The organism is Arthrobacter sp. yr096 (assembly GCF_900108925.1).
Taxonomy (GTDB): domain Bacteria; phylum Actinomycetota; class Actinomycetes; order Actinomycetales; family Micrococcaceae; genus Arthrobacter.
Map to the genome: position 1 here is coordinate 363,003 of NZ_FNYI01000002.1, position 26,317 is coordinate 389,319.

Annotated in this window: 24 protein-coding genes; 14 read left to right on the forward strand and 10 right to left on the reverse strand. The window is 64.4% G+C overall.

The genetic code is table 11. The features are described from left to right. Window positions 1-95: 95 nt before the first annotated feature. Complete coding sequence (locus BMY91_RS06410; RefSeq protein ID WP_090820032.1) at window positions 96-1,544, forward strand: ABC transporter permease; 1,449 nt, start codon at window positions 96-98, stop codon at window positions 1,542-1,544. Between the two features lie 2 nt (window positions 1,545-1,546). Beyond that, complete coding sequence (locus tag BMY91_RS06415) at window positions 1,547-2,239, forward strand: ABC transporter ATP-binding protein (protein ID WP_024820032.1); 693 nt, start codon at window positions 1,547-1,549, stop codon at window positions 2,237-2,239. Here the strand turns inward: BMY91_RS06415 and BMY91_RS06420 are convergent. Genes BMY91_RS06420 through BMY91_RS06430 form a run of 3 tightly spaced genes read right to left on the reverse strand, consistent with a single transcriptional unit; the run spans window position 2,217 to window position 5,216 of the window. Continuing rightward, window positions 2,217-3,398, reverse strand: coding sequence for an ABC transporter permease (locus tag BMY91_RS06420; RefSeq protein ID WP_090820041.1), 1,182 nt, complete (start codon window positions 3,396-3,398; stop codon window positions 2,217-2,219). The genes BMY91_RS06415 and BMY91_RS06420 overlap by 23 nt on opposite strands. Beyond that, window positions 3,395-4,120, reverse strand: coding sequence for an ABC transporter ATP-binding protein (locus tag BMY91_RS06425; RefSeq protein WP_090820044.1), 726 nt, complete (start codon window positions 4,118-4,120; stop codon window positions 3,395-3,397). The genes BMY91_RS06420 and BMY91_RS06425 overlap by 4 nt, the downstream gene beginning before the upstream one ends. Window positions 4,121-4,124: 4 nt before the next feature. Continuing rightward, entirely contained in the window at window positions 4,125-5,216 is a 1,092-nt protein-coding gene (locus BMY91_RS06430) for an efflux RND transporter periplasmic adaptor subunit (RefSeq protein ID WP_090820047.1), read from the reverse strand. 165 nt (window positions 5,217-5,381) lie between these two features. Between BMY91_RS06430 and BMY91_RS06435 the strand changes: the two genes are divergently transcribed. Next, window positions 5,382-6,344, forward strand: a complete 963-nt coding sequence (locus BMY91_RS06435; protein ID WP_090820050.1) for a hypothetical protein — start codon at window positions 5,382-5,384, stop codon at window positions 6,342-6,344. A gap of 28 nt (window positions 6,345-6,372) precedes the next feature. Further along, window positions 6,373-7,443 carry a Gfo/Idh/MocA family protein gene (locus BMY91_RS06440; protein WP_090820053.1) on the forward strand — a complete coding sequence of 357 codons (1,071 nt, stop codon included), beginning with the start codon at window positions 6,373-6,375 and terminating at the stop codon, window positions 7,441-7,443. Between the two features lie 79 nt (window positions 7,444-7,522). On the opposite strand, the gene BMY91_RS06445 is transcribed toward BMY91_RS06440, so the two are convergent. Genes BMY91_RS06445 through BMY91_RS06455 form a run of 3 tightly spaced genes read right to left on the reverse strand, consistent with a single transcriptional unit; the run spans window position 7,523 to window position 9,449 of the window. Beyond that, window positions 7,523-7,963: a DoxX family protein gene (locus BMY91_RS06445; protein ID WP_090820681.1), complete on the reverse strand. Its 441-nt coding sequence runs from the start codon at window positions 7,961-7,963 to the stop codon at window positions 7,523-7,525. A gap of 50 nt (window positions 7,964-8,013) precedes the next feature. After that, window positions 8,014-8,685 carry a phosphonatase-like hydrolase gene (locus BMY91_RS06450; protein ID WP_090820056.1) on the reverse strand — a complete coding sequence of 224 codons (672 nt, stop codon included), beginning with the start codon at window positions 8,683-8,685 and terminating at the stop codon, window positions 8,014-8,016. Beyond that, complete coding sequence (locus BMY91_RS06455; protein WP_090820683.1) at window positions 8,682-9,449, reverse strand: GntR family transcriptional regulator; 768 nt, start codon at window positions 9,447-9,449, stop codon at window positions 8,682-8,684. The genes BMY91_RS06450 and BMY91_RS06455 overlap by 4 nt, the downstream gene beginning before the upstream one ends. Window positions 9,450-9,612: 163 nt before the next feature. Between BMY91_RS06455 and BMY91_RS06460 the strand changes: the two genes are divergently transcribed. The 5 genes from BMY91_RS06460 (at window position 9,613) to BMY91_RS06480 (ending at window position 14,601) form a co-directional block, all read left to right on the forward strand. Further along, a complete protein-coding gene (locus BMY91_RS06460) occupies window positions 9,613-10,827 on the forward strand; it encodes a TIGR03364 family FAD-dependent oxidoreductase (RefSeq protein ID WP_090820685.1) in 1,215 nt (404 codons plus the stop codon). A gap of 40 nt (window positions 10,828-10,867) precedes the next feature. Then, entirely contained in the window at window positions 10,868-11,782 is a 915-nt protein-coding gene (locus BMY91_RS06465) for a phosphate/phosphite/phosphonate ABC transporter substrate-binding protein (RefSeq protein ID WP_090820060.1), read from the forward strand. Beyond that, window positions 11,782-12,537, forward strand: a complete 756-nt coding sequence (locus BMY91_RS06470) for a phosphonate ABC transporter ATP-binding protein (protein ID WP_090820064.1) — start codon at window positions 11,782-11,784, stop codon at window positions 12,535-12,537. The genes BMY91_RS06465 and BMY91_RS06470 overlap by 1 nt, the downstream gene beginning before the upstream one ends. Then, a complete protein-coding gene (gene phnE / locus BMY91_RS06475) occupies window positions 12,534-13,388 on the forward strand; it encodes a phosphonate ABC transporter, permease protein PhnE (RefSeq protein WP_090820067.1) in 855 nt (284 codons plus the stop codon). Before BMY91_RS06470 ends, phnE begins: the two co-directional genes overlap by 4 nt. Before the next feature lie 103 nt (window positions 13,389-13,491). After that, a complete protein-coding gene (locus BMY91_RS06480) occupies window positions 13,492-14,601 on the forward strand; it encodes an FAD-dependent oxidoreductase (protein ID WP_090820070.1) in 1,110 nt (369 codons plus the stop codon). A gap of 61 nt (window positions 14,602-14,662) precedes the next feature. Here BMY91_RS06480 and BMY91_RS06485 read toward each other — a convergent pair whose 3' ends face one another. Continuing rightward, a complete protein-coding gene (locus BMY91_RS06485; protein ID WP_090820072.1) occupies window positions 14,663-16,885 on the reverse strand; it encodes an NADP-dependent isocitrate dehydrogenase in 2,223 nt (740 codons plus the stop codon). Window positions 16,886-17,100: 215 nt separating this feature from the next. Here BMY91_RS06485 and BMY91_RS06490 point away from each other — a divergent pair, with 215 nt between their 5' ends. Then, the gene (locus tag BMY91_RS06490) at window positions 17,101-18,207 is read left to right on the forward strand and encodes a trypsin-like serine peptidase (protein ID WP_090820075.1); all 1,107 of its coding nucleotides are present in this window, start codon (window positions 17,101-17,103) and stop codon (window positions 18,205-18,207) included. Between the two features lie 86 nt (window positions 18,208-18,293). Here BMY91_RS06490 and purH read toward each other — a convergent pair whose 3' ends face one another. After that, window positions 18,294-19,964 (reverse strand): bifunctional phosphoribosylaminoimidazolecarboxamide formyltransferase/IMP cyclohydrolase, encoded by a 1,671-nt coding sequence (purH, locus tag BMY91_RS06495; RefSeq protein ID WP_090820078.1) that lies wholly within the window; start codon window positions 19,962-19,964, stop codon window positions 18,294-18,296. A 785-nt stretch (window positions 19,965-20,749) separates the two neighbouring features. Beyond that, window positions 20,750-21,679, reverse strand: a complete 930-nt coding sequence (locus tag BMY91_RS06500; RefSeq protein WP_175538539.1) for an endonuclease domain-containing protein — start codon at window positions 21,677-21,679, stop codon at window positions 20,750-20,752. Window positions 21,680-21,988: 309 nt separating this feature from the next. On the opposite strand from BMY91_RS06500, the gene BMY91_RS06505 reads away from it, so the two are divergent. The 3 genes from BMY91_RS06505 to BMY91_RS06515 are packed head-to-tail and all read left to right on the forward strand — an operon-like array spanning window position 21,989 to window position 25,265. Then, window positions 21,989-22,936: an N-acetylglucosamine kinase gene (locus BMY91_RS06505; RefSeq protein ID WP_090820084.1), complete on the forward strand. Its 948-nt coding sequence runs from the start codon at window positions 21,989-21,991 to the stop codon at window positions 22,934-22,936. Further along, window positions 22,911-23,861 carry an N-acetylmuramic acid 6-phosphate etherase gene (gene murQ, locus BMY91_RS06510; protein WP_090820086.1) on the forward strand — a complete coding sequence of 317 codons (951 nt, stop codon included), beginning with the start codon at window positions 22,911-22,913 and terminating at the stop codon, window positions 23,859-23,861. Before BMY91_RS06505 ends, murQ begins: the two co-directional genes overlap by 26 nt. Before the next feature lie 51 nt (window positions 23,862-23,912). Further along, a complete protein-coding gene (locus BMY91_RS06515; protein ID WP_090820090.1) occupies window positions 23,913-25,265 on the forward strand; it encodes an MFS transporter in 1,353 nt (450 codons plus the stop codon). Window positions 25,266-25,269: 4 nt separating this feature from the next. Here BMY91_RS06515 and purN read toward each other — a convergent pair whose 3' ends face one another. Beyond that, complete coding sequence (gene purN / locus BMY91_RS06520) at window positions 25,270-25,839, reverse strand: phosphoribosylglycinamide formyltransferase (protein WP_090820092.1); 570 nt, start codon at window positions 25,837-25,839, stop codon at window positions 25,270-25,272. An 11-nt stretch (window positions 25,840-25,850) separates the two neighbouring features. Between purN and BMY91_RS06525 the strand changes: the two genes are divergently transcribed. Beyond that, complete coding sequence (locus BMY91_RS06525) at window positions 25,851-26,300, forward strand: hypothetical protein (RefSeq protein ID WP_090820095.1); 450 nt, start codon at window positions 25,851-25,853, stop codon at window positions 26,298-26,300. Window positions 26,301-26,317 lie beyond the last annotated feature (17 nt).

A 26,317-nucleotide genomic window follows, 5' to 3' on the forward strand; every position in this document is an offset into this window, starting at 1 on the left:
TTCGGCTGGTGCGCCGCACAGCAGCGCTCAGCAGTCTTGGATCTGCGGCCCACGTCCAGCGGGCCTAACGAAACATGCAGGTCAAGAGGAGAAACGTGAGCGTCCTTGCCCGAAGCGTAGGCAATGCCTTCCGCAACAAAATCAGAACGGCGGCGGTTGTCGCCGTGCTGGCCGTAGCCATCGGCCTGGCATTGTCCATGCTCGTGGCCAACCAGGCCGTGGGTGCCAAGGTCCAGGAGCTCAATGCTTCCGTGGGCACCACGTTGACGGTGAATCCGGCCGGCGGCCAGGGCTTCGAAGGCGGCGGGGAACCGCTGACGACGGCGGAAGCTGAGACTGCGGCATCGGTGGCCAACGTGACATCTGTGGTCGGTACCAAGGCCCTGCGCCTCCAGACGGCCACCACGGATTCGACCACCGGCACTAGCCAGCAGACGGGTCCCGGAGGCGGCTTCGGTCCGGGCGGGCAGCAGGCCTCGGTCAGCACCAACCTGACGGCCGCCGTCGACGCCGGTACGCTCGGCAACCGCAACAACACGAGCGGCACCACGGGCACCACCGGAACCCAGCCCGCGCGCACGCTCCCGATCACCGCCACGGGCATTGGCGCCGAAGTGGACAGCACGGGCAAGGCACTGGACATCACCAGTGGAACCGGGTTGGGCGATTACACCACGTCGGAAGCCAAGGCACTGGTGGGCACCTCCCTTGCGGAGAAGAACAGCCTGACGGTGGGCTCAACGTTCACCATCCAGGACAAGACGTTCACTGTTGCAGGCATCTTCGACGCCGGCACCACGTTCGGCAACAACGCCGTCTACGTCACACTCCCGGAAGCCCAAACCCTGGCTGAGACCCCCGATGAACTCTCCACCATGATCGTCACGGTCAACAGCATGGAGAACGTGGACAGCACCAAGACCGCCGTCCAGGCTGCGCTCGGCACGGACAAGGCCGACGTCACCCAGGGCCAGCGCAACCTCGAAACCGCTGTCAGCTCGTTGGACAGCGTCAAGAACATCTCGCTGATCGCCTTTATCGCTGCCCTCGCCACCGCAGGCATCATCATTCTGCTCATCATGGTCATGCTGGTCCGCGAGCGCCGCCGTGAGATTGGCGTCCTGAAGGCGATCGGTGCCCGCAACCGCACCATCGGCCTGCAGTTCGTGCTGGAGTCCTTGGTTCTGGTGGCCCTGGGAAGCGTGGTGGGTGCCGTGATTGCTTCACTGGCCAGCGGCGGCATCGCGTCCGCGCTCATCAGTTCGAATACCACCACGACGGCGGCCACCACCACCCAGCGCGGCGGCGGTCTTGCCGGGGCCATGCCAAACGGCGCGGTCCCTGGCGGCGGAATGCCCGGCGGTGGTCAGGGAGGTCCGTTCGGTGGGGCTTCCCAGTTGCTCACCTCCGTGACTGCGAGCGTCTCCCCCGGCGTCCTGGCAGCAGGCATCGCCGCGGTTTTCGCGGTGGCCATCATCGGTGCGTTGGTCCCGGCACTGCTGACCGCCCGCATCCGTCCCATCGAAGTACTCCGAGGAGAATAGCCGTGATTGTAGTCAAGGACCTGGTCCGTCAGTTCAAGTCCGGAGACCGGACCATCAAGCCGGTCAACGGCGTCAGCTTCGAACTCGAAAAGGGTTCGCTGGCGTCCATCGTCGGCAAGAGCGGCAGCGGCAAAAGCACGCTGTTGTCCCTCCTGGGTGCGCTGGACAAACCCACCTCCGGCGACGTCGTCGTGGATGGCGTCAGCCTTGCCGGCCTGCCGGACGGCAAGCTGACTGAGTACCGACGCCGGGACATCGGCTTCGTGTTCCAGCAGTTCAACCTGATCCCCAACCTCAGCGCCGTGGACAACGTGATGCTTCCCATGGAGTTCGCCGGTGTCCGCAAAGCGGCCAGACTGCAGCGCGCCAAGGAACTGCTGGAGCAGGTGCAACTGGATCCGGAGAAGCACTCCCGGCGGACCAACCGGCTCTCCGGTGGCGAGCAGCAGCGTGTGGCCATTGCGCGGGCGCTGGCCAACGAGCCCAAGTTGATCCTGGCCGATGAGCCCACCGGGAACCTGGATGAACAAACCGGCGAGCACATCATCGAGCTGTTGAGTTCCCTGAGCCGGGACCACAACACCACCATTCTGGTGGTCACCCACGATCGCAGCCTGGCCCAGAAAACGGAACGCTGCTTCCGCCTTCAACAGGGCAGGCTCACCGAGGAGGTCAGAACCGGATCGCGTCGATAACCTTGACGCGCACCGCCACGAGCGCGGGAATGGCTCCGGCGAGTGCGCCTACAAGGACGGCAGCACCGAATCCGAGCAGTGCGGCGTCGATGGGGAAGGCCGGGTACTCGGTGAGCCCCGGCGCCACCTTCGATTCGATCCAGGGATTCTTCACCACGGCGACTGCCAGCATGACCCCGGCCAGGCCGGCGACTGCGGTGGCCACCACGGATTCCATCATGACGCCCACGAAGATCCGGCCGGACGTGGCTCCGAAGCTGCGCCGGATGCCGATTTCCCGGACCCGGTACCGCACGGTGACCATGGAGATGTTCAGCATCCCCACGGCTCCGAGCAGCAGCACCAGCCCGGCTACGCCGCCAACCATCCACTGGGCCGGCCCCAAAGGATCGCCCCAGGCGGCGTAGTCCATGCGGTCTGCTTGGGCGTAGAAGCCGGGAAACTGGCCCTGGAGGTCGGCGGTAATGGCTGCTTTGAGGGCATCAGCCTGCTCCTCCCCCACCCACATCTTGAACTCGGACATCTGCGGTTCAATGCCCGTCATGACCGCTCCCTCCGTGAGGATGAAGGCGGCAGGTGGCGTCTCCGGATAGGCGTCAGGCACGACGCCGATGATCACCGCCGTGGCCGGGCGGTCACCTGGGATGCTCACTGTGGGATGGGTGGTCAGGTTGGGCCTGCCGGCCTGGTTGTAGAAGGCCTCGGAAACCACGACGGCGGGTGCCAGCCTTTGGCCGTCGTCGGCGGCGAACCAGCTTCCTTGCTGGAGCGGGACGCGATGGATGACGCCGTAGCCGATGTCCACGATGGTCATGTTCACGCTGGTTACTCCGCGGGGGAACTGGAATCCCGCCTGCGTCTGGCCCACGTGGGTGGAGGTGGTGATGCCGTAACGCTGCTGGATTCCCTGGTAAGCCTTTTCGAGCTTTGCCGGGTCCGGCATGGTGGGGCCGCCGACATTCAGGGACAACGTAGCCACCCTGCCGCCGTTACGCTCCGACTGGACTTTGATGCCCTCGCGGACCAGGCTGCCGACGCCCACCACAGAAGTCAACGCAGCGACAGACAACGCTACCCCAAGGAGTGCCAGGAGGATCCGGACCTTGTTGATGCGAAGTTCCTGCCACGCCTCCACCAGCGTGGAAACAAAGCCGGTCATGCGCTGACTCCCGTTGTTTCAGTTACTGACATGCGGCTCAGGACACCCGCATCCAGGCGGTAGCAGGCACGGGCCAGCGCCGCCACATTGGTGTCGTGGGTGATGGTTACCAGGGCAGCTGCGGTCTCGGTGGCTACGGTATCCAGCAGGGCCATCACCGACTGGCCGGTCTCCACATCCAGGGCGCCTGTGGGCTCATCGGCAAGGATGAGCCGCGGCCTCCGGACCAGGGCACGGGCAATAGCTACGCGCTGCTGTTCACCGCCGGAGAGCATGGTGGGCATGGTGTGGGCACGCGCGGCGAGGCCTACGCGGTCCAGCATGTCCATGGCGATGTCCCGGCGACGCCAGAATTCCCTGCCCTTGGCGTAAAACAACGGGGTGATCACGTTGTCCAAAGCGCTGCGGCCCGGCAAGAGATTGAACTGCTGGAACACAAAGCCCACGGTGGAACCACGGAGCCGGGCGCGGGCGTTGCTGCTCAGCCGGTCAGCGGACTGCCCCAGAAACTCCATTTCCCCTGATGTAGGAATATCCAACAGACCCAGCAGATTGAGCAGCGTCGATTTGCCGCAACCGGAGCGGCCCACAATGGCTGTGTGGTCGCCGCTGCGCACCTCAAGGTCGATGCCCCGGAGGATATGCAGGTGCTGATCGTCCGGCAGGATGACCGAGCGGGTGACTGACCGCAGGCTGACAAGGGTTTCTTTAGGTTCTTCCATGCCTTCAGCCCGCCGGAGCGAATGCTACCTGGCCCGGACCCATGGGGCCCTGGACGGCCGGTGCGCCCGGCACGAACTCCAGAACCTGCTCACCCTCTGCGAGACCGGAGGTCACTTCAACTACAGAACCATCGTTCAGGCCAAGCTGGACTGTGCGTTGCTCGGGCGCTGCGCCCGCTCCTCCCGGACCGGCGATCCAAACGATCCCATCCTTCACGCTGCCCTTTACCGAGGTCAGGGGAACAGTGACAACATCGGGTGCCACACCGGCGCTGACCGTCATGGTGGCTCCCAGACCGGCGAAGACCTCCGGGCCTGCCGGAATCGCGCAGCTTAGGGTTCCCGTGGGGGTCCCGCCCTCTTCAGGCTGGCTCCCACCCCCTGGACCCGCGAGCGCTGCGCCGACGCCCATGCCGGCACCTCCGCCGGTAGCGGCCAAACCGCCCGAGGTGGTGCCGGCGTCGTCGGATGCGTTGTTCTTAAGCGTTACTTCGGTGCACTGGAACGGTGCCGGGCCACCTACCAAGGCGATTTCCGCCGGTCCGGGCTTACCGAGCAGACGGTATTGCTGGGCCGCGGTGACCGAGCCTGCCACCGTGTACGTTCCGGGATCGATCTTGCCCACGGCTTCGCCCACCGTGACCTGCTGGTCAATCAGCGTGGTCAACTGCTGCAAGGTTCCTGCGCTCGGAGCGGCGATGTCGAAGTAGTCGTACACCGGCTTTGGCGTGGTGGGTGTGCCGTCCTTGGAGGCAGGCGCGCTGGTGACCGCGCGTTCCGCCTTGACTTGGAACAGGGCATCTCCCTTGGCAACGGTGGCGCCTTGCTCCACGAAGATCTTGACGACCTTGCCGGCGGAGGTGCTCCGGACGGTCTGGGCGGCGTCACTCTGAACGGTGCCCTTTATTTGGACGGTATTGGTGACGGTGGCACGTGTGGCCGGGACCACCGGGATGTCCACTTGGGCCAGCGGTGCTGGCTCTGCGGCCGACGATTCGAGGCCATCTACAAAGGCGATCTTGACCAGGGCCACTGCGATAATCGCGAAAACCAACAACCAGGCAACCGGCAAAATGACGCGCCGAAAAGTACCCATCCCTGCTCCATTTCGGTAACTCCCCACAGAACCTCTGCGAGGGATGATGGCCTAAGCCTAGGCGAGGATTTTCGCTGTGCCGGGCATTCGTATGACTTGACAGGGCAGGGTTGACGCTGTTCCGCGGCGGGAGCAATCTGTGAGCAAGGGCAGGAGGTGGCGGGCGTGTCCGCTCACAAGAAAAAAGGGAAAAGGACTCCCTGGCATCGACGCGGCAAGACGTGGATCATTACCGCGGGGGCCATCGCGGCAGCCCTCATCAGCATCATCGCCCTCTGGGACCGGATCATTCCGCCCAATACCGAAGATGTTGCCACCATCGAATCGCTGACCATCGTCAAGCAAACCTCGCTTGCGGCCTTTGCCCCGGCGGACTTGGGCAAGGACCTCACCCTCAGCCCGGCCGCAGCAGCCGTCCACGAGCGGTATTCAGTGAATCTGGCCGCGTCTGCCGGAAGCAAAAAGCCGACTCACAGCACAGTTCCGCCAACCACCACGTCCTCCCCAGCGACCTCGACGGCGACCGTCACCCCCACCATTCCCACGACTCCTGCGACAACTCCCGCCACCCAGAGCACGTCCACGGGCACGTCCACCGGCTCGCCCACCGGCACGTCCACCGCGGCACACAAGATCACCTCCCGTCCGCCGGAGGAGTATCGCACCGCTGTCAAGGAACAGAAAGTGTTGGAGGGCTACGTTCCCGGAGCCCTCATAGTTCTTCCCGCGCTCCTGCCGCCGGTGACCGTCAATGAGGCTGGTGAACTGCTTCCACCGGCCCAGGTGGCAGCAGAACTGGTCAAGGCCCTGGAGGAAGTGCTGGTCATCGACGGCACCCAGGGCAAGGACCCGCTCGGGTGGACTGTAGCGGTCAAGCTGGACCTTGAGGGCCTGGCCCACGTCCCGATGCTCCTCACGTGGTCCCTGGATGGCGTTGACGTGTCCGAAAGTTGGAAGGCCGAAAACCTCGCCTACAGAATCCTGGCCACCACGAACCATGACGCCGGGGTCGCGGAAATTTGGATACCGGACCTCGGCAAGCCTGGCGCCTACAACGTCAATGTCAGGCTGACGTTCGAATCGACAGGAACGTTGGCTGACTTGGAGCAGCTGCAACTTCCCAGCTAGCGGCGGCCGGAATGAGAGGATAAAGCGCATGACCCTCCCTATCGCCAAGCCGTGGCTTTTCTCGCAAACCAACCAGGATCCCCGGGCAGCTACGGGCCGGCGTTTGACGTGGGGCGTCGTCTCCACGGGCAACATCGCCAGCAGCGTTTCGCAGGACCTGTCCTTGCTGGAAGACGCCGAGCTGTACGCCGTAAGTTCCCGGACCCAGGCTGCCGCGGATGCGTTTGCCGCTTCGTTTGGCTTCGCCAAGGGATACGGGGACGACGGCGAGGTGCCCGGCTACCAGCGCATGTTCGACGATCCCGCGGTGGACGTGATTTACGTGGCAACTCCCCATGCCCAGCACTTCCAGATCGCATCTGCCGCCTTGCGTGCCGGCAAGCACGTGCTCTGTGAGAAGGCGTTGACCATCAACGCCCGTGAAGCCACCGAGCTGGTGAAACTGGCCAAGGACAACAAGGTGTTCTTCATGGAGGCCGTGTGGAGCCGCTTCCTGCCCAGCATGCAGCGGGCCTTTGCGATTGCCGCGTCCGGGGAGCTCGGCGGGATCCAGTGGGTCAGCGCCGACCTCGGCTTCCCGGCACCGTACGATCCCTCTGCGCGGATCTGGGCTGTGAATGACGGCGGCGGCGCACTCCTGGACCTCACTGTCTACCCATTGTTGTGGCCTTTGGGAACGTTGGGATTCCCGCAGTCAGTCACGGCGATCGGCACCCTGAACGAGGACGGCGTGGACACTCAGAACGCACTGACGCTTGGCTACGCCAACGGTGCCCAAGCACAGCTGACGTCCTCCCTCCTGGCGCACGGACCGAGGACCGCTACGGTTGCCGGTGGGCTGGGTTTCCTGCAGACCGTGGGTTCAGTGAACAACCCCCGCGAGCTGATGATCCGGGTTGGCTGGGACGAGCCGCGCCACGAACGCTTCGAGGTGGTGGGCATCGGCTACACCTACGAGCTCCGCGAGGTGACGCGCTGCGTACAGCAGGGCCTCACAGAAAGCCCTGTCATGCCCTTGGAGGACTCCGTCAACGTCATGCGCTTGTTCGATGGCGTGCGGTCCCAGCTGGGCATCCGGTACCCCAACGATGCCCGGTGAGTTGAAGACTCGGCTAGTGTACGCTCGGCGGGTTGACCCGGCCGGGCGCGTGCCGCCGTCGTGAGTTAACCCAGCTGCGTTAACGCCCCTGGCGGGCCGGTTGCCGCGCAAGTTTCCGGTCCAGCGACAACGCGCCAGGACCAAGGAACACGAAGGCCACGGAGATGGCTGCGTAGATGATCAGGAGCTCGGCCGTGACGCCCGCCTTGTCCGTGAGCAGGGGCTTGCCCGCTTCCGTCACGAACCAGATCCCGGCGAACATGATCGCCGCCAGGAAACCGGCCACGCGGGTCAGGGCACCAAGGACCAGCAGCAGGCCGAGGCCCAGTTCACCGGCGATCACCAGCCACGCGACGACCTCGGGCTTCTGCACGCCCATGGCAGCAACCGAGGCGGAGAACGCAGCATGACCGGCCATGAGCTTCTGGAAGCCGTGAACCATGATGAGCGCGCCAAACACCACGCGCAGGATGGTGACGCCGCGGGCGGAGGACTGGGGAGACGGGTGAAGGAATTTCACGGATTCCAATCTTCCATGTCCGCGTCCCCACAGCCAACCCGGCGGGTGCTTTAGGAAATCAAGGCGGGAATGTCCTTCACACCGTCCAGGATGTGGTGGTGCGGGTGTGCGGCAAGGTCTTCGCGGCCCAGCTTGCCCGTCAGGACACCGACGGCCGTGACGCCGGCGTTGGTGGCGGCGGCGAGATCGTTCACGGTGTCGCCTGCAGCAATCACGGCACGGACATCCTGGACGCCTGTCAGCTCCATGGCCCGGTGGATCATATGGGGCGCGGGGCGGCCCGCGGCTACTTCATCGGAACACACGACGGCGTCCAGCAAGTCGTCGTCGCCGACGCTCCAACCCAGCCGCTCCAGAAGGGGACCGGCGACGTCACGTGAGAAGCCGGTGGTCAGCGCCACCTTGATGCCTTGGTCGCGGAGTGCGCGGAACGCGTCTTCCACGCCTTCCAAGGCGACCGGCGGGTTGGCGTCGTAGAACTCCACCAGCAACTCCTTGAACCGGACGAAGGCGGCAGCCACAACTTCCGGGGTAGCCGCTCCCCCACCGGCTTCAATCAGGGCCGTGATGGCCTCCACCTTGTCAGCACCCATCCATTCCTGCACAGCTTCCGGGGTAGTGGCTGCGCCGGTCTCTTCAACGCAGCGGGCCAGGGCAACGTAGACGTCGCCGTGTTCGTCGATGGTGGTTCCGGCCATATCGCAGGCAACAAGCTTGATCATGGGGTGGCTCCTTCGGTGTGGATGCGGACCAGGGCGGCCCTGCGTTCCACGGTGTTGTCGATGGTGAAGTTTGTGAGCGCCGGCAGGTAGCGGTCCTCGGAGTATTCGAGGGGCTGGCCATCGCCGGAGCGTGTGATGCGGCGTTCCCGCAGCAGCGGAATGCCTTCAGGCTGTTCCAGGAGTTCGGCGTCCTCGTCGCTGGCCGCCACGGCGTCGATGGTGTGCCGTGCGCTGTGCAGGTCCACGCCCTGGTCCTTGAGGAACGCGAAGATGGACCCGGAGTCAGTGTCGAAGTCGAACAGTTTCCGGCCCACCTCCAGGATGAACGTGGTGCGTTCGATCATGGCCGGGGCCTGATCCAGGTAGCGGACACGCAGGACCTCCACCACGGTGGTTCCCGGCATCAGTCCAAGGGCCTCGGCGGCTTCCGGACTGGCTTCGCGGCGCGCCACTTCCAGGGTCCGTTGGCCGGGCTTCTTGCCGATGCCGGTGGCCCATTCCGTGAAGGAGTTGAACGTGGAGAACGACTGTGACGGCACGGACGATCGGACCATGGGAGGACGGCCCCGGCCGCCGGTTACCGCGCCTTCCGAACGGAGGAACGCCAAGGCTTGGCGGATGGGGCCGCGCGATGTGCCGAACTCCCTGCACAGCTCCGCCTCGCTGGGCAGCTGATAGCCCGGCGGCCATTCGCCGTCAGTGATGCGGCGCATGAATTCCTCGCTCAGCCTGACATGGAGGGGTGCGTTCTGCTGTGTGCTCACCAGTTGATAATACAAGTCACCTCTGGCGAAAACACCGGTTTTGAGAGGCCACAGATGAACTTGGAGTGAACTCAAATGAACAGACGTTAAATTCAGATTAACTTGTATATACAAGTGCCAATCTGGCTTGATCCAGCGGGTTTTCGCCGCCAAGGTCAATGGTGTGAACAACGCAAGCACCTCCCCCACACCGTTCAACAGCAGCGCGGGCCAGTCCACCGACATCGTGATTGTCGGCGCTGGCATCGTTGGCTTGGCACATGCCGCACACGCTGTTGCCAATGGCCTGACCGTCACCATCATTGACCGCGATCACCACGCCGCAGGCGCCTCCGTCCGCAACTTTGGCCACTGCTGCATCACCGCCCAGTCCGGTGAACTGTACGAGCTCGCGCTGACCTCCCGGAAGTACTGGCTCGAGTTCGCCCAACAGGCCGGCTTTTGGGCTTCGGAGGCCGGAGCCGTAGTCCTGGCCCGCACGGAAGCCGAAATGAACGTCCTGCACGAACTCTCCGCAGTCCGCGAGCCGGGCCAAGTGGAACTGCTCTCCCCCGCCGGGACCCGGGACCGCTTGGGTGCCGCCGTCTCCGATGCAGACAAAACGCACGACGACGGCACTCACCACGGCGCATGGCCCGGCCTCGTAGGTGGCGCCTTCCTCCGGGACGACCTCCGCGTCGATCCCCGCACCACAGTGGCGAAGTTAGCCGAATGGCTCAGCCGGCAGCCCGGCGTCGAACTTCACTGGAACACTGCAGCGCTGGGCTTCGCGCAGGACAGCCAGGGCGTGACTGTCCAGACGTCGCGCGGAGAGCTTCATGCCGGGCAGGTGTTCGTGTGCGTCGGCCATGACGTGGACTACTTGTTCCCGGACCTTGCTGCTGAGCACCGGATCCAGCGTTGTGCATTGCAGATGTCATTGGCCGCCAAACCGTCGGGCGTCGAGTTCGCTCCGGCTGTCCTCACCGCAACGTCCATGCTCCGGTACCCGGCGTTCACTGATATGCCTGCCGCTGCCGCGCTCCGCTCCGAGGTGCTGGAGAACCAGCCCGAGCTGCTGGAGATCGGCGCCAACGTCATGTTCACCCAGCGCCCCGACGGCACCGTGATCCTAGGCGACTCGCACCACTACCACCGCACGGCCGATCCGTTCCTGGACGAGTCCGTGACCACCGCGCTCAACACCGAAATCTCGGGCCGGATTGGCACGCAGTTGGAGATCATCCAGCGCTGGCAAGGCGTCTATGCGTCTTCTGATGTGGCACCGATCCTGGTCCGCGAGATCCAGCCCGGCGTCACGGTGGTGTCCGTGACCTCCGGCGTCGGTATGACCCTGTCCTTCGGCTTGGCACACCGCAACGTGTCGCACCTGTACTGATGTCCCTTTCTCCCCTCCCTCCCTTCGCATAAGGATCCCCATGAAAACCTCGCTCTTCACCGGTTCTGCGCTTGCCCTTGCCACTGCCCTGGCGCTGACGGCCTGTGGCAGCTCGGCACAGTCCTCCCCCGAAGCCACGAGTGCTACCTGCCCCAATGGCGAGATCAAGTTCGGCATTGAGCCCTACGAGGACCCGGCCAAACTCAAGCCCGCCTACGACGTCCTGGCCGCGGCGCTCTCCAAGAAGCTTCAATGCCCGGTCAGTGTGCAGGTGGTTGAGGACTACGCCGCCGAGGTCCTGGCCATGCGCAACGGCAAGCTGGATCTGGGCCAGTTCGGCCCGCTGGGCTATGTGTTCGCTGATGCCAAGGCCGGTGCCGAGCCGCTGGTTTCCTTCGGCACTGCCGACAAGGAACTCAGCACATACACCGCCGGGATCTGGGTTCCCAAGGACAGCGCGATTCAGGCCATTGGCGATCTCAAGGGCAAATCGCTGGCGTTGGGAAGCGTCGGTTCCACCTCGGGTGATGTCCTTCCCCGCTTCGGCCTTCGTGAAGCAGGCATCGCCGACGCCGACCTCAAGATGGACTACACCGGCGGCCACCCCGAGGCCTTGTTGGCCTTGACCAACGGCAAGGTGGACGCTGCCGAGATTAACTCACAGACGCTGGCCACAGCAATCGCAGCAGGCACCTTCGCCAAGGACGACTTCCGCCAGGTCTGGACCTCCGAGCCCATCCCCAATGATCCGATCACTGTGCGCGGCGACGCCGATCCCGCCTTCAAGAAAGCTGTCCAGGATGCATTCCTGAGCCTCGATCCCGCTGACGTCGCCAAGGTGGGCGAGTTCCTGGACGTCACCCCTCCAGGCCCGCTGCTGGAGGTCACCAAGGACAACTACACGCCGCTGTTCGAACTCGCCGATACCATGGGCCTCACCGAGAAGGACCTGTAATGCTGCTCTCCGTCCACGGCTTACGCAAGTCCTTCAGTGGCCGGACCGTCCTTCAGGGAGTGGACTTCTCCGTAGCCGCGGGTGAGCTTGTTGCCTTCCTCGGCGCCAACGGCTCGGGCAAGTCCACCACGCTGCGCTGCGTCATGGGCATCACCGCCCCGGATTCGGGCAGCATCAGCATTGATGGGGCGGCGCTGGATTCCCTGCAAGGCCGTGAGCTGCAACAGGCGCGCCAGCGCATGGCCATGATCTTCCAGAAGATTCATCTGGTTCCCCGCCGGACGGCCCTGGACAATGTCTGCGCCGGTGCCCTCGCCCGCATCCCCACGGCCCGGTCCCTCACGCCGATGCTGTTCCCTGCGGACGTGCAGCAGGAAGCCCTCGACTGCCTGGACCGCGTTGGTTTGGCAGACCGTGCTTTCGATCGCGTCGGCCGTCTCTCCGGCGGACAACAGCAGCGCGTGGCCGTAGCCCGGGCGCTGTGCCAGCGCGCCGACGTCGTACTGGCCGATGAGCCCGTCTCAGCCCTGGACCCGCACGCGGCCGAGCAAGTCATGGCACTGCTGCGCGAACTCGCCCATTCGGAAGGCCTGGCGGTGGCTGCGGTGCTGCACCAGCCCGATCTTGCCCTGCGGTACGCGGACAGGTCCATCGGGCTGCTTCAGGGCTCCATGACCTTCGACCTTCCCTCCACAGAAGTCACCGCCCAGCACCTCGACACTCTGTACGCCCCGGACAGGAACATTGCAGCATGACACCCCAGACCCTGACCCCAGCCGTCGCACGCCGGGACACAACCGCAAAAAGCCGCGTGGCACTTGTCCGCCCCAAGAAGCCGCTGCGGTGGATCACGACGACGGCAGTGGCTGCCGCCGTCGTCGGCCTTCACGCCGTGGCCATCGAAGGCACGGACTTCAAACCCGAGCTGCTCGTGGACGGTTGGAAGGGCATGGCTGCATTTATCGGTGATGCCTTCCCACCGGACCTCAGCTGGGAGAAGACCATCCGGCCTGGGTTGGAAGCCACCCTGGTGACCCTGTGGATTGGCCTGTTGGGGACCACGCTGTCCGTGCCGTTCGCCCTGTTGCTCGCGGCGCTGGCAGCGGAGAACACCAGCCCGCACCGTTTGGTTTATCAGGTGGCGCGTTCTGTCTTGTCGTTTTTCCGGGCCGTGCCGGACATCGTGTTCGCACTGATCTTCGTCACCGCCGTGGGACTTGGACCGTTCGCGGGCGTGCTCGCGCTGATCTGCCACAACACCGGTGTGATGGGCAAACTCTGGGCCGAGTCGATGGAGGAGATCGATGCCGGACCGCAGGAGGCACTCCGGACTGCGGGCGCAAACAGGATCCAGCAGGTAGCCAATGCCACGCTGCCCATGGTCGTCCCTCAATTCGTGGGCCTGCTGCTCTACCGCTTCGACGTCAATGTGCGCTCGTCTCTGGTCCTGGGCCTGGTGGGAGCCGGTGGCATCGGGCTCTTGATCAACCAGTCCATCAAGTCGTTCCAGTTCGACTCCATGCTGACGCACATCCTGATAGTGCTGGTGCTGATCATCGTGGTGGACCAGTTCTCCGCGTGGATTCGACGGCGCCTGGCTGCGTAACCCGGACTGGCGGACCCAACCAGTTTGGTGAATGGGGGCAGAATGGGAGGTGGCCCTGTTTCGGGGGTCGCTTTTTACGAGGGTCACGGTGGACGGAGCAGGCATGCAGGTTGACGTTGTAGTTGTTGGCGGAGGAGCCATGGGATCGGCTGCCGCCTGGCAACTGGCCCGGTCCGGCCGCTCCGTGGTCCTGCTGGAGCAGTTCGAGGCAGGCCACCACATCGGCGCTTCGCACGGCGCCACCCGCAACTTCAACACCGCGTACGCGGAGGCCGACTACCTTGACCTCCTGGCTGAGTCCAAGACGCTGTGGGACGAACTCGCGGCCGAGAACGGTGCGCCGCTCCTGGACTTGGTGGGGCTGGCCAACCACGGCAACGTCCCCCGCCTTCGAGAGGTCCGGGAAGCGCACGAGGCACGGGGCATCGAGAGCTACTTCATTTCGGCCGACGAAGCCGCCAACCGCTGGCAAGGCATGAACTTTGCCACCGACGTCCTGTTTGTTCCAGGCTCCGGCCGGATCCGCTCAGCTGATGCTTTGGTGGCACTCCGTAAGTCTGCGGAGTCGCACGGCGCCATCTTCAAATACTCCACGCCGGTCCGGGACATCCGCATCGATGGCGCTGAATCGGTAGTTGTGGTGACGGAGGAAACCGAATACACGGCGAACCGTGTGGTGGTGACGGCCGGCGCATGGACACCCAAGGTCCTCAAAGACCTCGCCAAACTGCCGGCACTTGTGGTGACCCAGGAGCAGCCCGCGCACTTCACCCCAACGGACAACACGCTGGTCTGGCCGAGCTTCAACCACAATCCGGACCCCGACCCGAACAACGAACTCTACGAGTACTGGTACAGCCCCGTTTACGGAATGCTCACCCCCGGCGAAGGCGTCAAAGCTGGCTGGCACGGCGTCGGCCCCGTCATGGATCCCGACGAGCGCACTTTTGAGCCCATCCCCCACCAGATGGAAGCATTGGTGCGGTACGCGGAAGAGTGGCTTCCCGGCGTCGACCCTTCCACGGCGGTTCCCATCAGCTGCACCTACACCACCACGCCCACTGAGGATTTTGTGCTGGACCGCTTCGGTCCGCTGGTGGTGGGCGCGGGTTTCTCCGGTCACGGATTCAAGTTCACGCCCGCCATTGGCCGGGTGCTGAAGGACATCGTCGACGGCGGCGTGGCACCGGATCGGTTCCACGCGGAGCGCTAAATCAATACTTAAAGCAACTGGCCCGCAGGCAATGCCTGCGGGCCAGTTTGCTATGCCGTGACTACTTCTTCAGGGTCTCGAGGACCTTGTTGAACGTAGCCGACGGGCGCATGATCTCAGCGGCCTTGGCGGCGTCCGGACGGTAGTAACCGCCCAGCTCGACGGCGGGACCCTGGACTGCGGCCAGCTCACCGACGATTGTTTCCTCGTTGGAGGTCAGGGCTTCCGCGATGGCTGCGAAGTCCTTGGCCAGCTCTGCATCTTCGCTCTGCTTTGCCAGTTCCTGGGCCCAGTACGTGGCCAGGTAGAAGTGGCTGCCGCGGTTGTCCAGCTCGCCAACGCTGCGGCGCGGGGACTTGTTTTCCAGCAGGAACGTACCCGTTGCGCGGTCCAGCGTGTCAGCCAGGACCTGTGCGCGGGCGTTGCCCGTGGTGGTGGCAAGGTGCTCGAAGCTGACGGCCAAGGCAAGGAACTCGCCCAAGCTGTCCCAGCGGAGGTGGTTTTCCTTGACCAGCTGCTGGACGTGCTTGGGAGCGGAACCACCGGCGCCGGTCTCGAACAGGCCGCCACCGTTGATCAGCGGAACGATGGAGAGCATCTTGGCGCTGGTGCCGAGCTCGAGGATCGGGAACAGGTCCGTGAGGTAGTCGCGGAGGACGTTACCGGTGACGGAGATGGTGTCCTCACCCTTGCGGATGCGCTCCAAGGTGAAGGCCGTGGCCTCGACCGGGGAAAGGATCTTGATCTCCAGGCCTTCGGTGTCGTGTTCCTTGAGGTACTCGTTGACCTTGGCGATGAGGTTGGCATCGTGGGCGCGGGTCTCGTCCAGCCAGAACACAGCCGGAGTCTGGGATGCGCGGGCACGGGTAACGGCCAGCTTGACCCAATCGCGGACCGGGACATCCTTGGTCTGGCATGCGCGCCAGATGTCGCCCGGGAAGACCTGGTGCTCGGTGAGGACGTTGCCCTTGCTGTCCACCAGCTGAACGGTGCCGGCTGCCTGGATCTCGAAGGTCTTGTCGTGGCTGCCGTATTCTTCGGCTGCCTGCGCCATGAGGCCCACGTTGGGAACGGTGCCCATGGTGGTGGGGTCGAACGCACCGTTGGCACGGCAGTCATCCAGGACAACCTGGTAGATGCCGGCGTAGGAGCTGTCCGGGATCACAGCCAGGGTGTCGGCTTCCTTGCCGTCCGGGCCCCACATGTGGCCGGAAGAGCGGATCATGGCCGGCATGGAAGCGTCAACAATGATGTCCGACGGGACGTGCAGGCTGGTGATGCCCTTGTCCGAGTCAACCATGGCCAGGGCGGGACCGTCTTCGAGGCCCTTGGTGATGGCTGCCTTGACGCCTTCGCGGACGTCTTCCGGCAGCTCTTCCAGGCCGCTGAGGATGGCAGCGAGGCCGTTGTTCGGGCTGATGCCTGCGGCTGCGAGCTGCTTGCCGTAGGTGTCGAACAGCTCGGAGAAGTAAGCCTTGACCACGTGGCCGAAGATGATGGGATCGGAGACCTTCATCATGGTGGCCTTCAGGTGTGCGGAGAAGAGGATGCCCTCTTCCTTGGCACGGGCAACCTGTGCCTTGAGGAACTCGTCCAGGGCGTCGGCGCGCAGGACGGTAGCATCCACAACTTCGCCGGCCAGGACGGGGAAGTCCTTCTTGAGGACCTTGGTGGTGCCGTCTTCGCGGACCAGCTGGACGCTCAGGGAATCGTCGGCCTTCAGGACAACGGACTTCTCGTTGGAGCGGAAGTCGTTCTCGCCCATGGTGGCAACGTTGGTCTTGGACTCGGCCGTCCAGGCACCCATGGAGTGCGGGTTCTGGCGGGCGTAGTTCTTCACGGACAGGGGCGCGCGGCGGTCCGAGTTGCCTTCGCGCAGCACCGGGTTCACAGCGGAGCCCTTGATTTTGTCGTAGCGCGAGCGGATGTCCGTCTCGGTGTCCGAGGAGGGGTTGTCCGGGTAGTCCGGGAGGGCGTAGCCCTGGGCCTGGAGCTCGGCGATGGCAGCCTTGAGCTGCGGAACGGAGGCGCTGATGTTGGGCAGCTTGATGATGTTGGCTTCCGGCTGCTTTGCCAGTTCACCAAGTTCGGCAAGGGCGTTGCCCGTGCGCTGCTCTTCGGTCAGGAAATCGCCGAAGACGGCGATGATGCGGCCGGCCAGCGAAATGTCGCGGGTCTCCACCTCTACACCTGCGGTTGAGGCATACGCTTCCACAATCGGCAGGAATGAGTAGGTTGCCAGCATCGGCGCTTCGTCTGTGTGGGTATAGATAATCTTGGCCATTGGCGGGGTTCTCCCTGAAAGTCTGCAGATTTCAACATCTCTAACTTACCCGAGCAGGCCGTTTTGACGTCTCTTCGTGTCCGGGATCACTCCCAGCGTTACCGTCCGGGAAAGCGATTTACGCCCGACGGCGGCCCGTCCGCCGCCGCTGCCGACCGCCGTCGTACGCCCCCTTCAGTAGCTCAACAAGAAGTGACAGCAAAATATCACAAACTATGAAACATCTCTTTACAAAGTTGTCATACGTTGGGTACCTTCAATCTCGTCAGTCGGCGGTCGCCATCACTGGCCGCCTCACTCCCTCGATAGGTAGGAACAACGTGACAAAAACCAAGACCCTGGCCACAAGCCTGCTGAGTCTGTCCGCTGCCGCAATCCTGGCGCTGGTTGGAACCACCAGCGCCAACGCTGCACCGGCAAACAACGCAGACTCCAGCGGCGCTGCGGTCAGCAGCCATGTAGTGTCGGACGCCGGCGCTGCAGACTACTGGACGCCGGACCGCATGAAGGAAGCCAAGTCCGGCGAAATCCTCGCCGCCAAGGCACTGGAACGCGGCAAGCTCCTCAACCTCGGCAAAGCCCCGGTCACCGAAGCCCCGGGCGCCGTCAGCAGCATCGCCGGCCAGCAGGCAGCCCCCGATTCCAAGGCCATCAACCTGAAGGTCAACCAGAGCGAAACGCCCGTCAAGCACATCGGCAAAATCTTCTTCACCCTGGGCGGCGCCAACTACGTTTGCTCCGGCAACTCCGTGACCTCGGCCAACAAGAGCACCGTCTCCACCGCTGGCCACTGCCTCAATGAAGGTCCAGGCGCGTACGCCACCAACTTCGTCTTTGTCCCCGCGTACCTCAACGGCGCAGCACCCTACGGGAAGTGGACGGCAAAGGCGCTGTACGCCCCCACCCAGTGGGCCTCCAACGGCAACATGCAGTACGACACCGCCTTCGCTGTCATGAACACCCTCAACGGCCAGAAGCTCGCAGACGTTGTTGGTTCCTCCGGCGTCCAGTTCAACGCTGCCCGCGGCCTGAGCTACAAGTCGTTCGGCTACCCGGCAGGCTCGCCCTTCAACGGTGAATCGCTCAAGAGCTGCTCCGGCACCGCCACCAACGATCCCTACAACCCGCAGTTCGCCACCCAGGGAATCCCCTGCAACATGACCGGTGGTTCCTCAGGCGGTCCGTGGTTCATCGGCAACAGCTCCTCCGGCTACCAGAACTCCGTGAACAGCTACGGCTACGGCAGCAACTCCACCACCATGTACGGCCCGTACTGGGGCACCGTGATCCAGTCCACCTACAACACCGCATCGGCTTCGTAACCGATTTAGCACGTCCCTGTTAACTACGACGGCGGCCGTCCCCTCCCGGGGGCGGCCGCCGTTTCGTTGTGCTTTAGTTCTTGTCTTTAGTGGAAGAAGTGGCGTGCGCCGGTGAAGTACATCGTGATGCCGGCAGCGTTGGCTGCGGCGATGACTTCCTCGTCTCGGACCGAACCACCAGGCTGGACCACGGCGCGGACACCGGCATTGATCAGGATCTCCAGGCCGTCAGCGAACGGGAAGAACGCGTCCGAGGATGCAACGGCGCCACGTGCGCGCTCAGGTGCGTCCCCACCGCTGGTGTTGGATGCGCCGCCAGCACCTTCGACGTCGGACTCCACCGTCACGCCCAGCGTGTTGGCGCGCTCCACGGCCAGGCGGCAGGAGTCCAGGCGGTTGACCTGGCCCATGCCGATGCCCACGGCTGCACCGTGGTTGGCGATCAGGATGGCGTTGGACTTTGCCGCGCGGCAAGCGGTCCAGGCGAAAGCGAGATCAGCGAGGGTTGCTTCGTCAGCGGCTTCACCGGCTGCGAGGGTCCAGTTGGCGGGGTTGTCGCCGTCGGCGTCCACCTTGTCGCTCATCTGGACCAGGACGCCACCGGAAACCTGGCGCATCTCGGAGGGGTAGCGGCCGTAGCCCTCGGGCAGGGCAAGGAGGCGGATGTTCTTCTTCTTGGAAAGGATCTCCACGGCTTCAGGCTCGAAGTCCGGGGCGATGACAACCTCAGTGAAGATGTCGGCAACCGTGCGGGCCATGCCGGCGGTGACGGTGCGGTTGGCAGCAATCACGCCGCCGAACGCGGAGACAGGATCGCAGGCGTGGGCCTTGGCGTGGGCGTCAGCGATCGGGTCGGCAGCGTCGGCGGAACCCACAGCCACACCGCACGGGTTGGCGTGCTTGATGATCGCGACAGCGGGATCGGCGAAGTCGAAAGCAGCGCGGAGGGCGGCATCGGCGTCGACGAAGTTGTTGTAGCTCATGGCCTTGCCGTGCAGCTGGTCCGCCTGGGCGATGCCGGCCGGGGCAGCCTTGTCCACGTAGAGCGCGGCCTGCTGGTGCGGGTTTTCGCCGTAGCGGAGAACCTCGGAGCGCTCCAGTGCAAGACCTGCGTAGGCGGGCCAGTCAATGATGCCGTCGCCGTCTTCGTCCAGGAACTGGCTGGCAGTCCAGGAAGCAACAGCATTGTCGTAGCTGGCCGTGTGCGCGAAAGCCTTGGCGGCCAGGCGGCGGCGGGTGTTCAGGTCAAAACCGCCGTGAGCAGCGGCGTCCACAACTGCGCCGTAGAAGTGCGGGTCCGTAACAATGGCGACGGCGGCGTGGTTCTTCGCGGCCGAACGCACCATGGCTGGGCCTCCGATGTCGATCTGCTCCACCACGTCATCCTGCGCTGCGCCGGACTTCACAGTCTCCACGAACGGGTAGAGGTTCACCACCACGAGGTCGAAGGTTTCAATCTCCATGCCGGCAAGGGTTTCCATGTGCGCCGGGACGCGACGGTCTGCCAGGATGCCGCCGTGCACGCGCGGGTGCAGGGTCTTGACGCGGCCGTCCAGCATTTCCGGGGAGCCGGTGACTTCTTCGACTTCCTTGACCGGGATGCCTGCGGCGGCGATCTTCTTGGCGGTGGAGCCGGTGGAAACAATGGCGACGCCTGCTGCGTGCAGGCCCTTCGCGAGCTCCTCCAGTCCCGTCTTGTCGTAAACCGAGATCAGTGCACGGCGGATGGGAACACGGTCAAGCTGCGTCAAGCTCACAAAAGTCTCCGTCTTAGTTCGCGTAGATATCGCGGGTGGTTTCGCGGGTGGTGGGGATACGGAGAGTTTATCGCGTTTCGAGGTTGGCCCGGTTTTGCGTCTTTTGGCGGCTCCTGCGTTGCGGGGCCCACTCTACGTGCCTTTTCGGTCGCGGGGGGCGCACACCAGGCCCCACAACCCGCCCCCCCCTCCATTCCCAGGCCCACTCAGCGCCACACCCAAGGCCCGAGGAACGCACACCAGACCCCACAACCCGCCCCCCTGCGTTGCCAGGCCCACTCTGCGCCCCACCCCGTGCGCCAGGGGCGCACACCAGGCCCCACAACTCGCCCCCCTCCGTTGCCAGGCCCACTCTGCGTGCCTGTTCGGGCGCGGGGGGCGCACACCAGGCCCCACAACTCGCCCCCCTGCGCTGCGGGGCCCACTCTGCGTGCCTGTTCGGGCGCGGGGGACGCACACCAGGCCCCACAACTCGCCCCCCCTGCGCTGCGGGGCCCACTCTGCGTGCCTGTTCGGTCGCGAAGGACGCACACCAGGCCCCACAACTCGCCCCCCCTGCGCTGCCAGGCCCACTCTGCGCCCGACCCCGGGCTCGAGGAACGCACACCAGGCCCCACAACTCGCCCCCCCCCTGCGCTGCGGGGCCCACTCTGCGTGCCTTTTCGGTCGCGAAGGACGCACACCAGGCCCCACAACTCGCCCCCCTACGTTGCCAGGCCCACTCTGCGCCCCACCCCGGGCGTCAGGGGCGCACACCATGCCCCACAACTCGCACGAGGCCAAAACTACGACGACGGCCCTCGCCACCCGCGCGACGTCAAAGCGTCGCGCACTTTCCGCTCGGCATTGGCCCACCCACCCTTCATCTGGACATCGGTGAATCTCAGGACGATCCACCCCAGGGCGCGTAGTCGGTCGTCGCGTTCGATGTCCTTGCCCCATTGCACGGGGTCGGAGCGATGATGATCGCCCTCGTATTCCATGGCGATTTTGTACCCCTTGTACTGGAGGTCAGGCGTTGAGATGTAACGGCCATGATCGTCGAGAATCGGCTGGGTGACAGCTGGCTCCGGTAGCCCGGCGTCGACTATTTTCAGACGCAACCTCGACTCCTGCGGCGAATCTACGCCTGAGCGCAACAGGGGCAGAATTTCCCGGGCCATCCGGATTCCCTTGACCTTCGGGCGCCGGTCAACAACTTCCTGGATGGCTTCGATTGAGGACAACGGACTATCCCTCGCGAGCAATGAATCGCCAGCTGCCACGAGCGACGACCTCCCCATGTGCCTGGCCAGATCCACCCACGTCCATTCCGGCGATGTCAGTTGAACTCCGTTTAAGACACGAACGTCCCGAGCAAGCAGCGGAGCCCGATGTCCTATCACTCCACGACGTTTGACCCTCCCGATCTCTTGCCGACGGGTCACGTGGATTACCCCGCCGTTGCCCTCGTCCGCGAGGTAGACGGGGAGGGGCATGGACCACAACAATGCTGCGGTGACGTGGCTGACTGCACAGCGTGGAGTGACAGCGGTGTGCAGCCGCCCGAGCAGTTCGAGGTCGCATTCGTTTGACCTGGCGATGCGGATGCCACGACTCGGCGTCACAAGGTCTTTCGTCTGGAGTCGCCACCGTGGCACCCCGGAAGAGTAGGCGTCGGCGACGAGAAAGCCTTGGGGGTCGAGGTCAGTTGGCAAAGGGGTGATCTTCCGCATTGGACAATGCTTGCCCGAAACGCAGAACGACATTCGGTTATCCACAGAAATCGCCTTCTGAGGCGCCCCTGACTGTTCCTCCACAGACTTACGGGGCCCACTCTGCGCCCCACACCACCAACCAAACACGCACACCAGGCCCCACAACACAGCACCCAGAACATACGGGGCCCATTCTGCGCCCCACACCACCAACCAAACACGCACACCAGACCCCACAACACAGCACCCAGAACATGCGGGGCCCACTCTGCGCCCCACACCACCAACCAAACACGCACACCAGGCCCCACAACATAGGGTTGAGCCATGGAAGCCTCCAACGATGTGGTACTTGTTGCCGATGTAGGAAAGAGCCGCTGCCGCGTGGAGTTGCGCAGAGGCGATGAGTTGCTGGGCGCCGCAGACCAGCACGGCTTCCCTGGCGTGCACGTGGATAACGGACCCACCCTCGCGTTCGACCTCCTGCTTGAGACCGTCAGTCTGCTGCCGCCCGGCCTCCCGTTGAGCGGAATCACCGGCATTGGCGCAGCAGTGGCCGGCGTTGAAGCCTCTGCCGAGAAGTCGCAGGAACTCGCCACTATGCTGTCCCAACGGTTCAGCGTCCCCGCAGCGGTCCTCTCCGATGCCACGGCCGCGCAACTCGGCGCGCTCCAGGGCGCCCCCGGCACCACCCTGATTGTGGGCACCGGCGCGGTGGCCTTCCGCTTCGATGACGCCGGCGTCCTCCACCGCGCCGACGGCTGGGGACCCTACCTTGGAGATCGCGGCAGCGGCCGATGGATCGGCCAGCAAGGTCTGCAGGCCGTTCTTGAAGCGCACGACGGCGGCCCTGCAACGTCGTTGTCGGCTGCGGCCGGCGCACTGGTCGAGTCGCCCGAAATGCTGCCGGGCTGGCTCGCGGCGTCGGAGAACCCCTACCGGGCGATGGCCCGTTTCGCGCCGTTGGTTCTGCACGCAGCCGAGGCGGGTGACGCCGTCGCGCGCAACATCATCGGTGAGGCGTGCCGCATCCTGACCAATACCGTTAAGCGCGCGAGCGGCACCGAACCAGGTACGCCCCGCGTGGCGATGCTGGGCGGAGTGGTGGGATCGGACTTCTTCGCCGCGCTCTTGCGGAAGTCCCTCGCTTCGGCTGGGATTGAGGTGGTGGCCCCGCTCGGCGATGGCTTGGACGGTGCTGCCCTCGCTGCGACGCGCCGCGGGCTCATCCAGGAAAGGTACATCCACCGTGACGGCACAAACTGGCCCGACTGACGCTGACAAACTCGCTGGCCTCCGCACGGAACTCGCCGGGTTGCAGACCGAGGCCACTGCCGAGGGCCTCGAAAACCTGGACATCCTTGGCACTGAGGAACTCGTTGCAGCCATGCTCGCCCACAGTGCAGGAGTGCACGCTGCGGTTGAGGCTGCGAGTCCAGCGATTGTCCAAACGGTCGACGCCGTTGCGGAGCGACTCCAGCGCGGTGGCCGCCTTCTGTATGTTGGAGCCGGAACGGCCGGGCGACTCGGAGTGCTGGACGCCAGCGAGTGCCCGCCGACGTTTGGCACCCCGCCGGGACTCGTCGTCGGACTTATCGCGGGCGGCGTTCAGGCGATCCAGAAACCGGTGGAGTACGCCGAGGACAACGCAACCGCCGGCGCGCGGGATCTGCACGATATCAACGTGTCGGAAGCGGACGCCGTCGTTGGTATTACTGCCTCTGGCCGGACACCGTACGTGATCGGCGCCCTGGAAGAGGCCCGGAAACGTGGTGCGTTCACGGCGTCGCTGGCGTGCAACGAGGGCTCGGCCGTGAGTCACGTGGCTGATGCCGCGATCGAGGTTGTGGTGGGTCCGGAGTTCATCGCGGGTTCAACCAGGCTGAATTCGGGCACGGCACAGAAACTTGTCCTCAACATGATCAGCACCTTGGTGATGGTGAAGCTCGGCAAGACCTACGGGAACCTCATGGTGGATCTACGGGCCACGAATGAGAAGCTGCTGGCCCGCTCGCAGCGGACGGTTCAGCACGCAACCGGTGTGTCGGCCCAGGAAGCCGCGACTGCCCTGGACTCAGTGGGTGGGTCCGTCAAGGCTGCCATTCTGGTGCTCCTGACGGGCATCGACGCTGGTCAGGCCAAGGGTGCCCTGGAAGAAGCCGGCGGATTCCTGCGCAGGGCCATCGAGAACCAGAAGTAACGCGTCCGGAAGGCAGAGCCCCAGCGCATAAAGTTGCATGCAGGAGGGCAAATGAATACATACACAGCCGTGCCCAGCGGCGAACAAGTTGTGCAGGAACTGCCATGGCGGTGGAAGGTCCAAGGCAGGATTTTCCTGATCGGTGGGCTCGGGTTCATGTTCGATGCCTGGGATGTGACGCTCAACGGCATCCTGATTCCGTTGCTGTCCAAGCACTGGTCCCTCCAGCCCGCTGACGCTGCGTGGATCGGGACGGCCAACCTGATCGGCATGGCTGTGGGTGCGTTCGCATGGGGCACCATCGCCGACACCATCGGGCGAAAGAAAGCCTTCACCGCCACCCTCCTGATCTTCAGCATCTTCACCGTCTTCGGCGCGTTTGCCCCGGACATCGTGTGGTTCTGCATCTTCCGATTCATGGCCGGTTTCGGTCTGGGCGGCTGCATCCCTGTGGACTACGCACTGGTGGGAGAGTTCACGCCCCGCAAGCAACGGGGCAAGGTGCTCACGGCCATGGACGGGTGGTGGCCGATCGGGGCCGCTCTCTGTGGTTTCATCTCCGCCGGGCTGGTGGCTGCCTTCGGTGACTGGCGACTCACCATGCTGATCATGGTGCTGCCCGCGCTGCTCGTGTTCTGGGTGCGCCGTTCGGTTCCTGAGTCCCCTCTGTTCCTGATCCGCAAGGGCCGCCGAGCTGAAGCAGCGGCGGTGATTGACCGTCTGGTGGAAGCAACCGGAGCTGAACCGCGGGCCTATAGCTTGCCCGAACCGCAGGCTGCTCCCCGTCTCTCCGCCGGCAGTGCATGGACGCAGCTGCAGCGGATTTGGCAGTTCAACTGGAAGATCACCACCGCGGCCTGGGCCCTGTTCTTCAGCATTCTCTTGGTCTACTACTTGTCGCTCACGTGGATGCCCCGCATTCTCATCGGTGCCGGTTTCGAGGAGTACAAGGCGTTCGTGACGACGGCGAGCATGGCCGCCGTCGGACTTTTGGGTGTGGTGGTTGCAGCGCTCCTGGTGGAACGGGTTGGCCGCAAGTGGATCCTGGCCATCACCGGCCCGCTGTCCGCACTGACGCTGGTGATCGTGGCATTCGTGGTGGATGTGCCCTCGGCTGCCGTATTTTGGTTGCTGGTGTTCGGGTTCGTGGTCCAGGTGGCCATCCCCGTCTTGTACGCCTACGTCTCCGAGCTGTACCCCACGGAACTGCGTGGCTCAGGCTTCGGCTGGGCGTCGACGTTCTCCCGCATCGGCGCAGGCTTCGGGCCGTTGGTGTTTGCCTCGTTCTTCTGGCCGGAGTTCGGGCTGGCGCAGTCGTTCGCGATGGCAGGTGGCCTGGTGCTGCTCTCCGTGCTGTGGATGGCGTTCTTTGCCCCGGAAACGAAGCAGCGCGTCCTCGAGTAAGCGGCTAGTGTGGAGCGGCGGCGAGGTCCGCGAGGGTCTGGACCAGCAGTCGGCGTTCCACTACCTTGATGCGTTCGTGCAGGGACTCCTCGGAGTCCTCGGGAAGAACAGCAACGGCTTCCTGCGCAATGATGGGCCCCGTGTCTACGCCGGCGTCGGCCCAGTGGACCGTGCAGCCGGTGACCTTCACGCCGTAGGCCATGGCGTCGCGGACTCCGTGAGCGCCCGGGAAGGACGGGAGCAGGGCCGGGTGCGTGTTGACGTACTTGCCGCCGAAAGCTTCGATGAAGTCAGCGCTCACGATCCTCATGAACCCGGAGGACACCACAACATCCGGGTTGTAGGAAAGGACCTTGTCCCGCAACGCAGAATCCCACTCCGCCCGGGTTTCAAACGAGTTGAAGTTGACCACGAAAGTCTCGATGCCGGCTTCGTCGGACCGCTCCACGCCGTAAGTGTCGGGCCGGTCAGCCCCCACAGCGGCGATCTCGACATCCAGCTCACCCGACTTCACGGCGTCGATAACAGCCTGAAGATTGGAACCGGTACCGGAGACAAGGACAACAATGCGCATTGCACTAGCTTATGGGCGGCTCGCGTAGGCTGGAAAACATGAATCCCGACGCCGGTCCCAAGCCGAGCCAGCAACCCCGCTCCGAGGCCGAAAAGTCCGCCCTCGGCGTGACCCAAATCTTGTTCCGAGCATTCCTTTTGTCGGCCTTGGGCGCGTTCTTCGTCTTCTCCCTGAACGTGAACTATGTGTGGTTGAGCGCGATTCTGACACTCGCAGGCTTGGTGTTGGGCGTTGTGGTGCTGGTGCGGACGTTGAAGTACAAGCACCCGCGGCTAATTCTCTTCGGGACCATCTCCGGGCTGATCGTCACGGCCGTGATGTGCCTGCTGATCCTGACATCCGCGCTCTTCTTCAACCAGGTCAGCACGTACCAGGACTGCTCACGCGGGGCACTCACGGAGTCCGCCAAGACGCAGTGCCTCACGCAACTCGAGAACTCGATGCCGGGACCGCTCAGGTAGCCCAGCGCTGAGTCAAC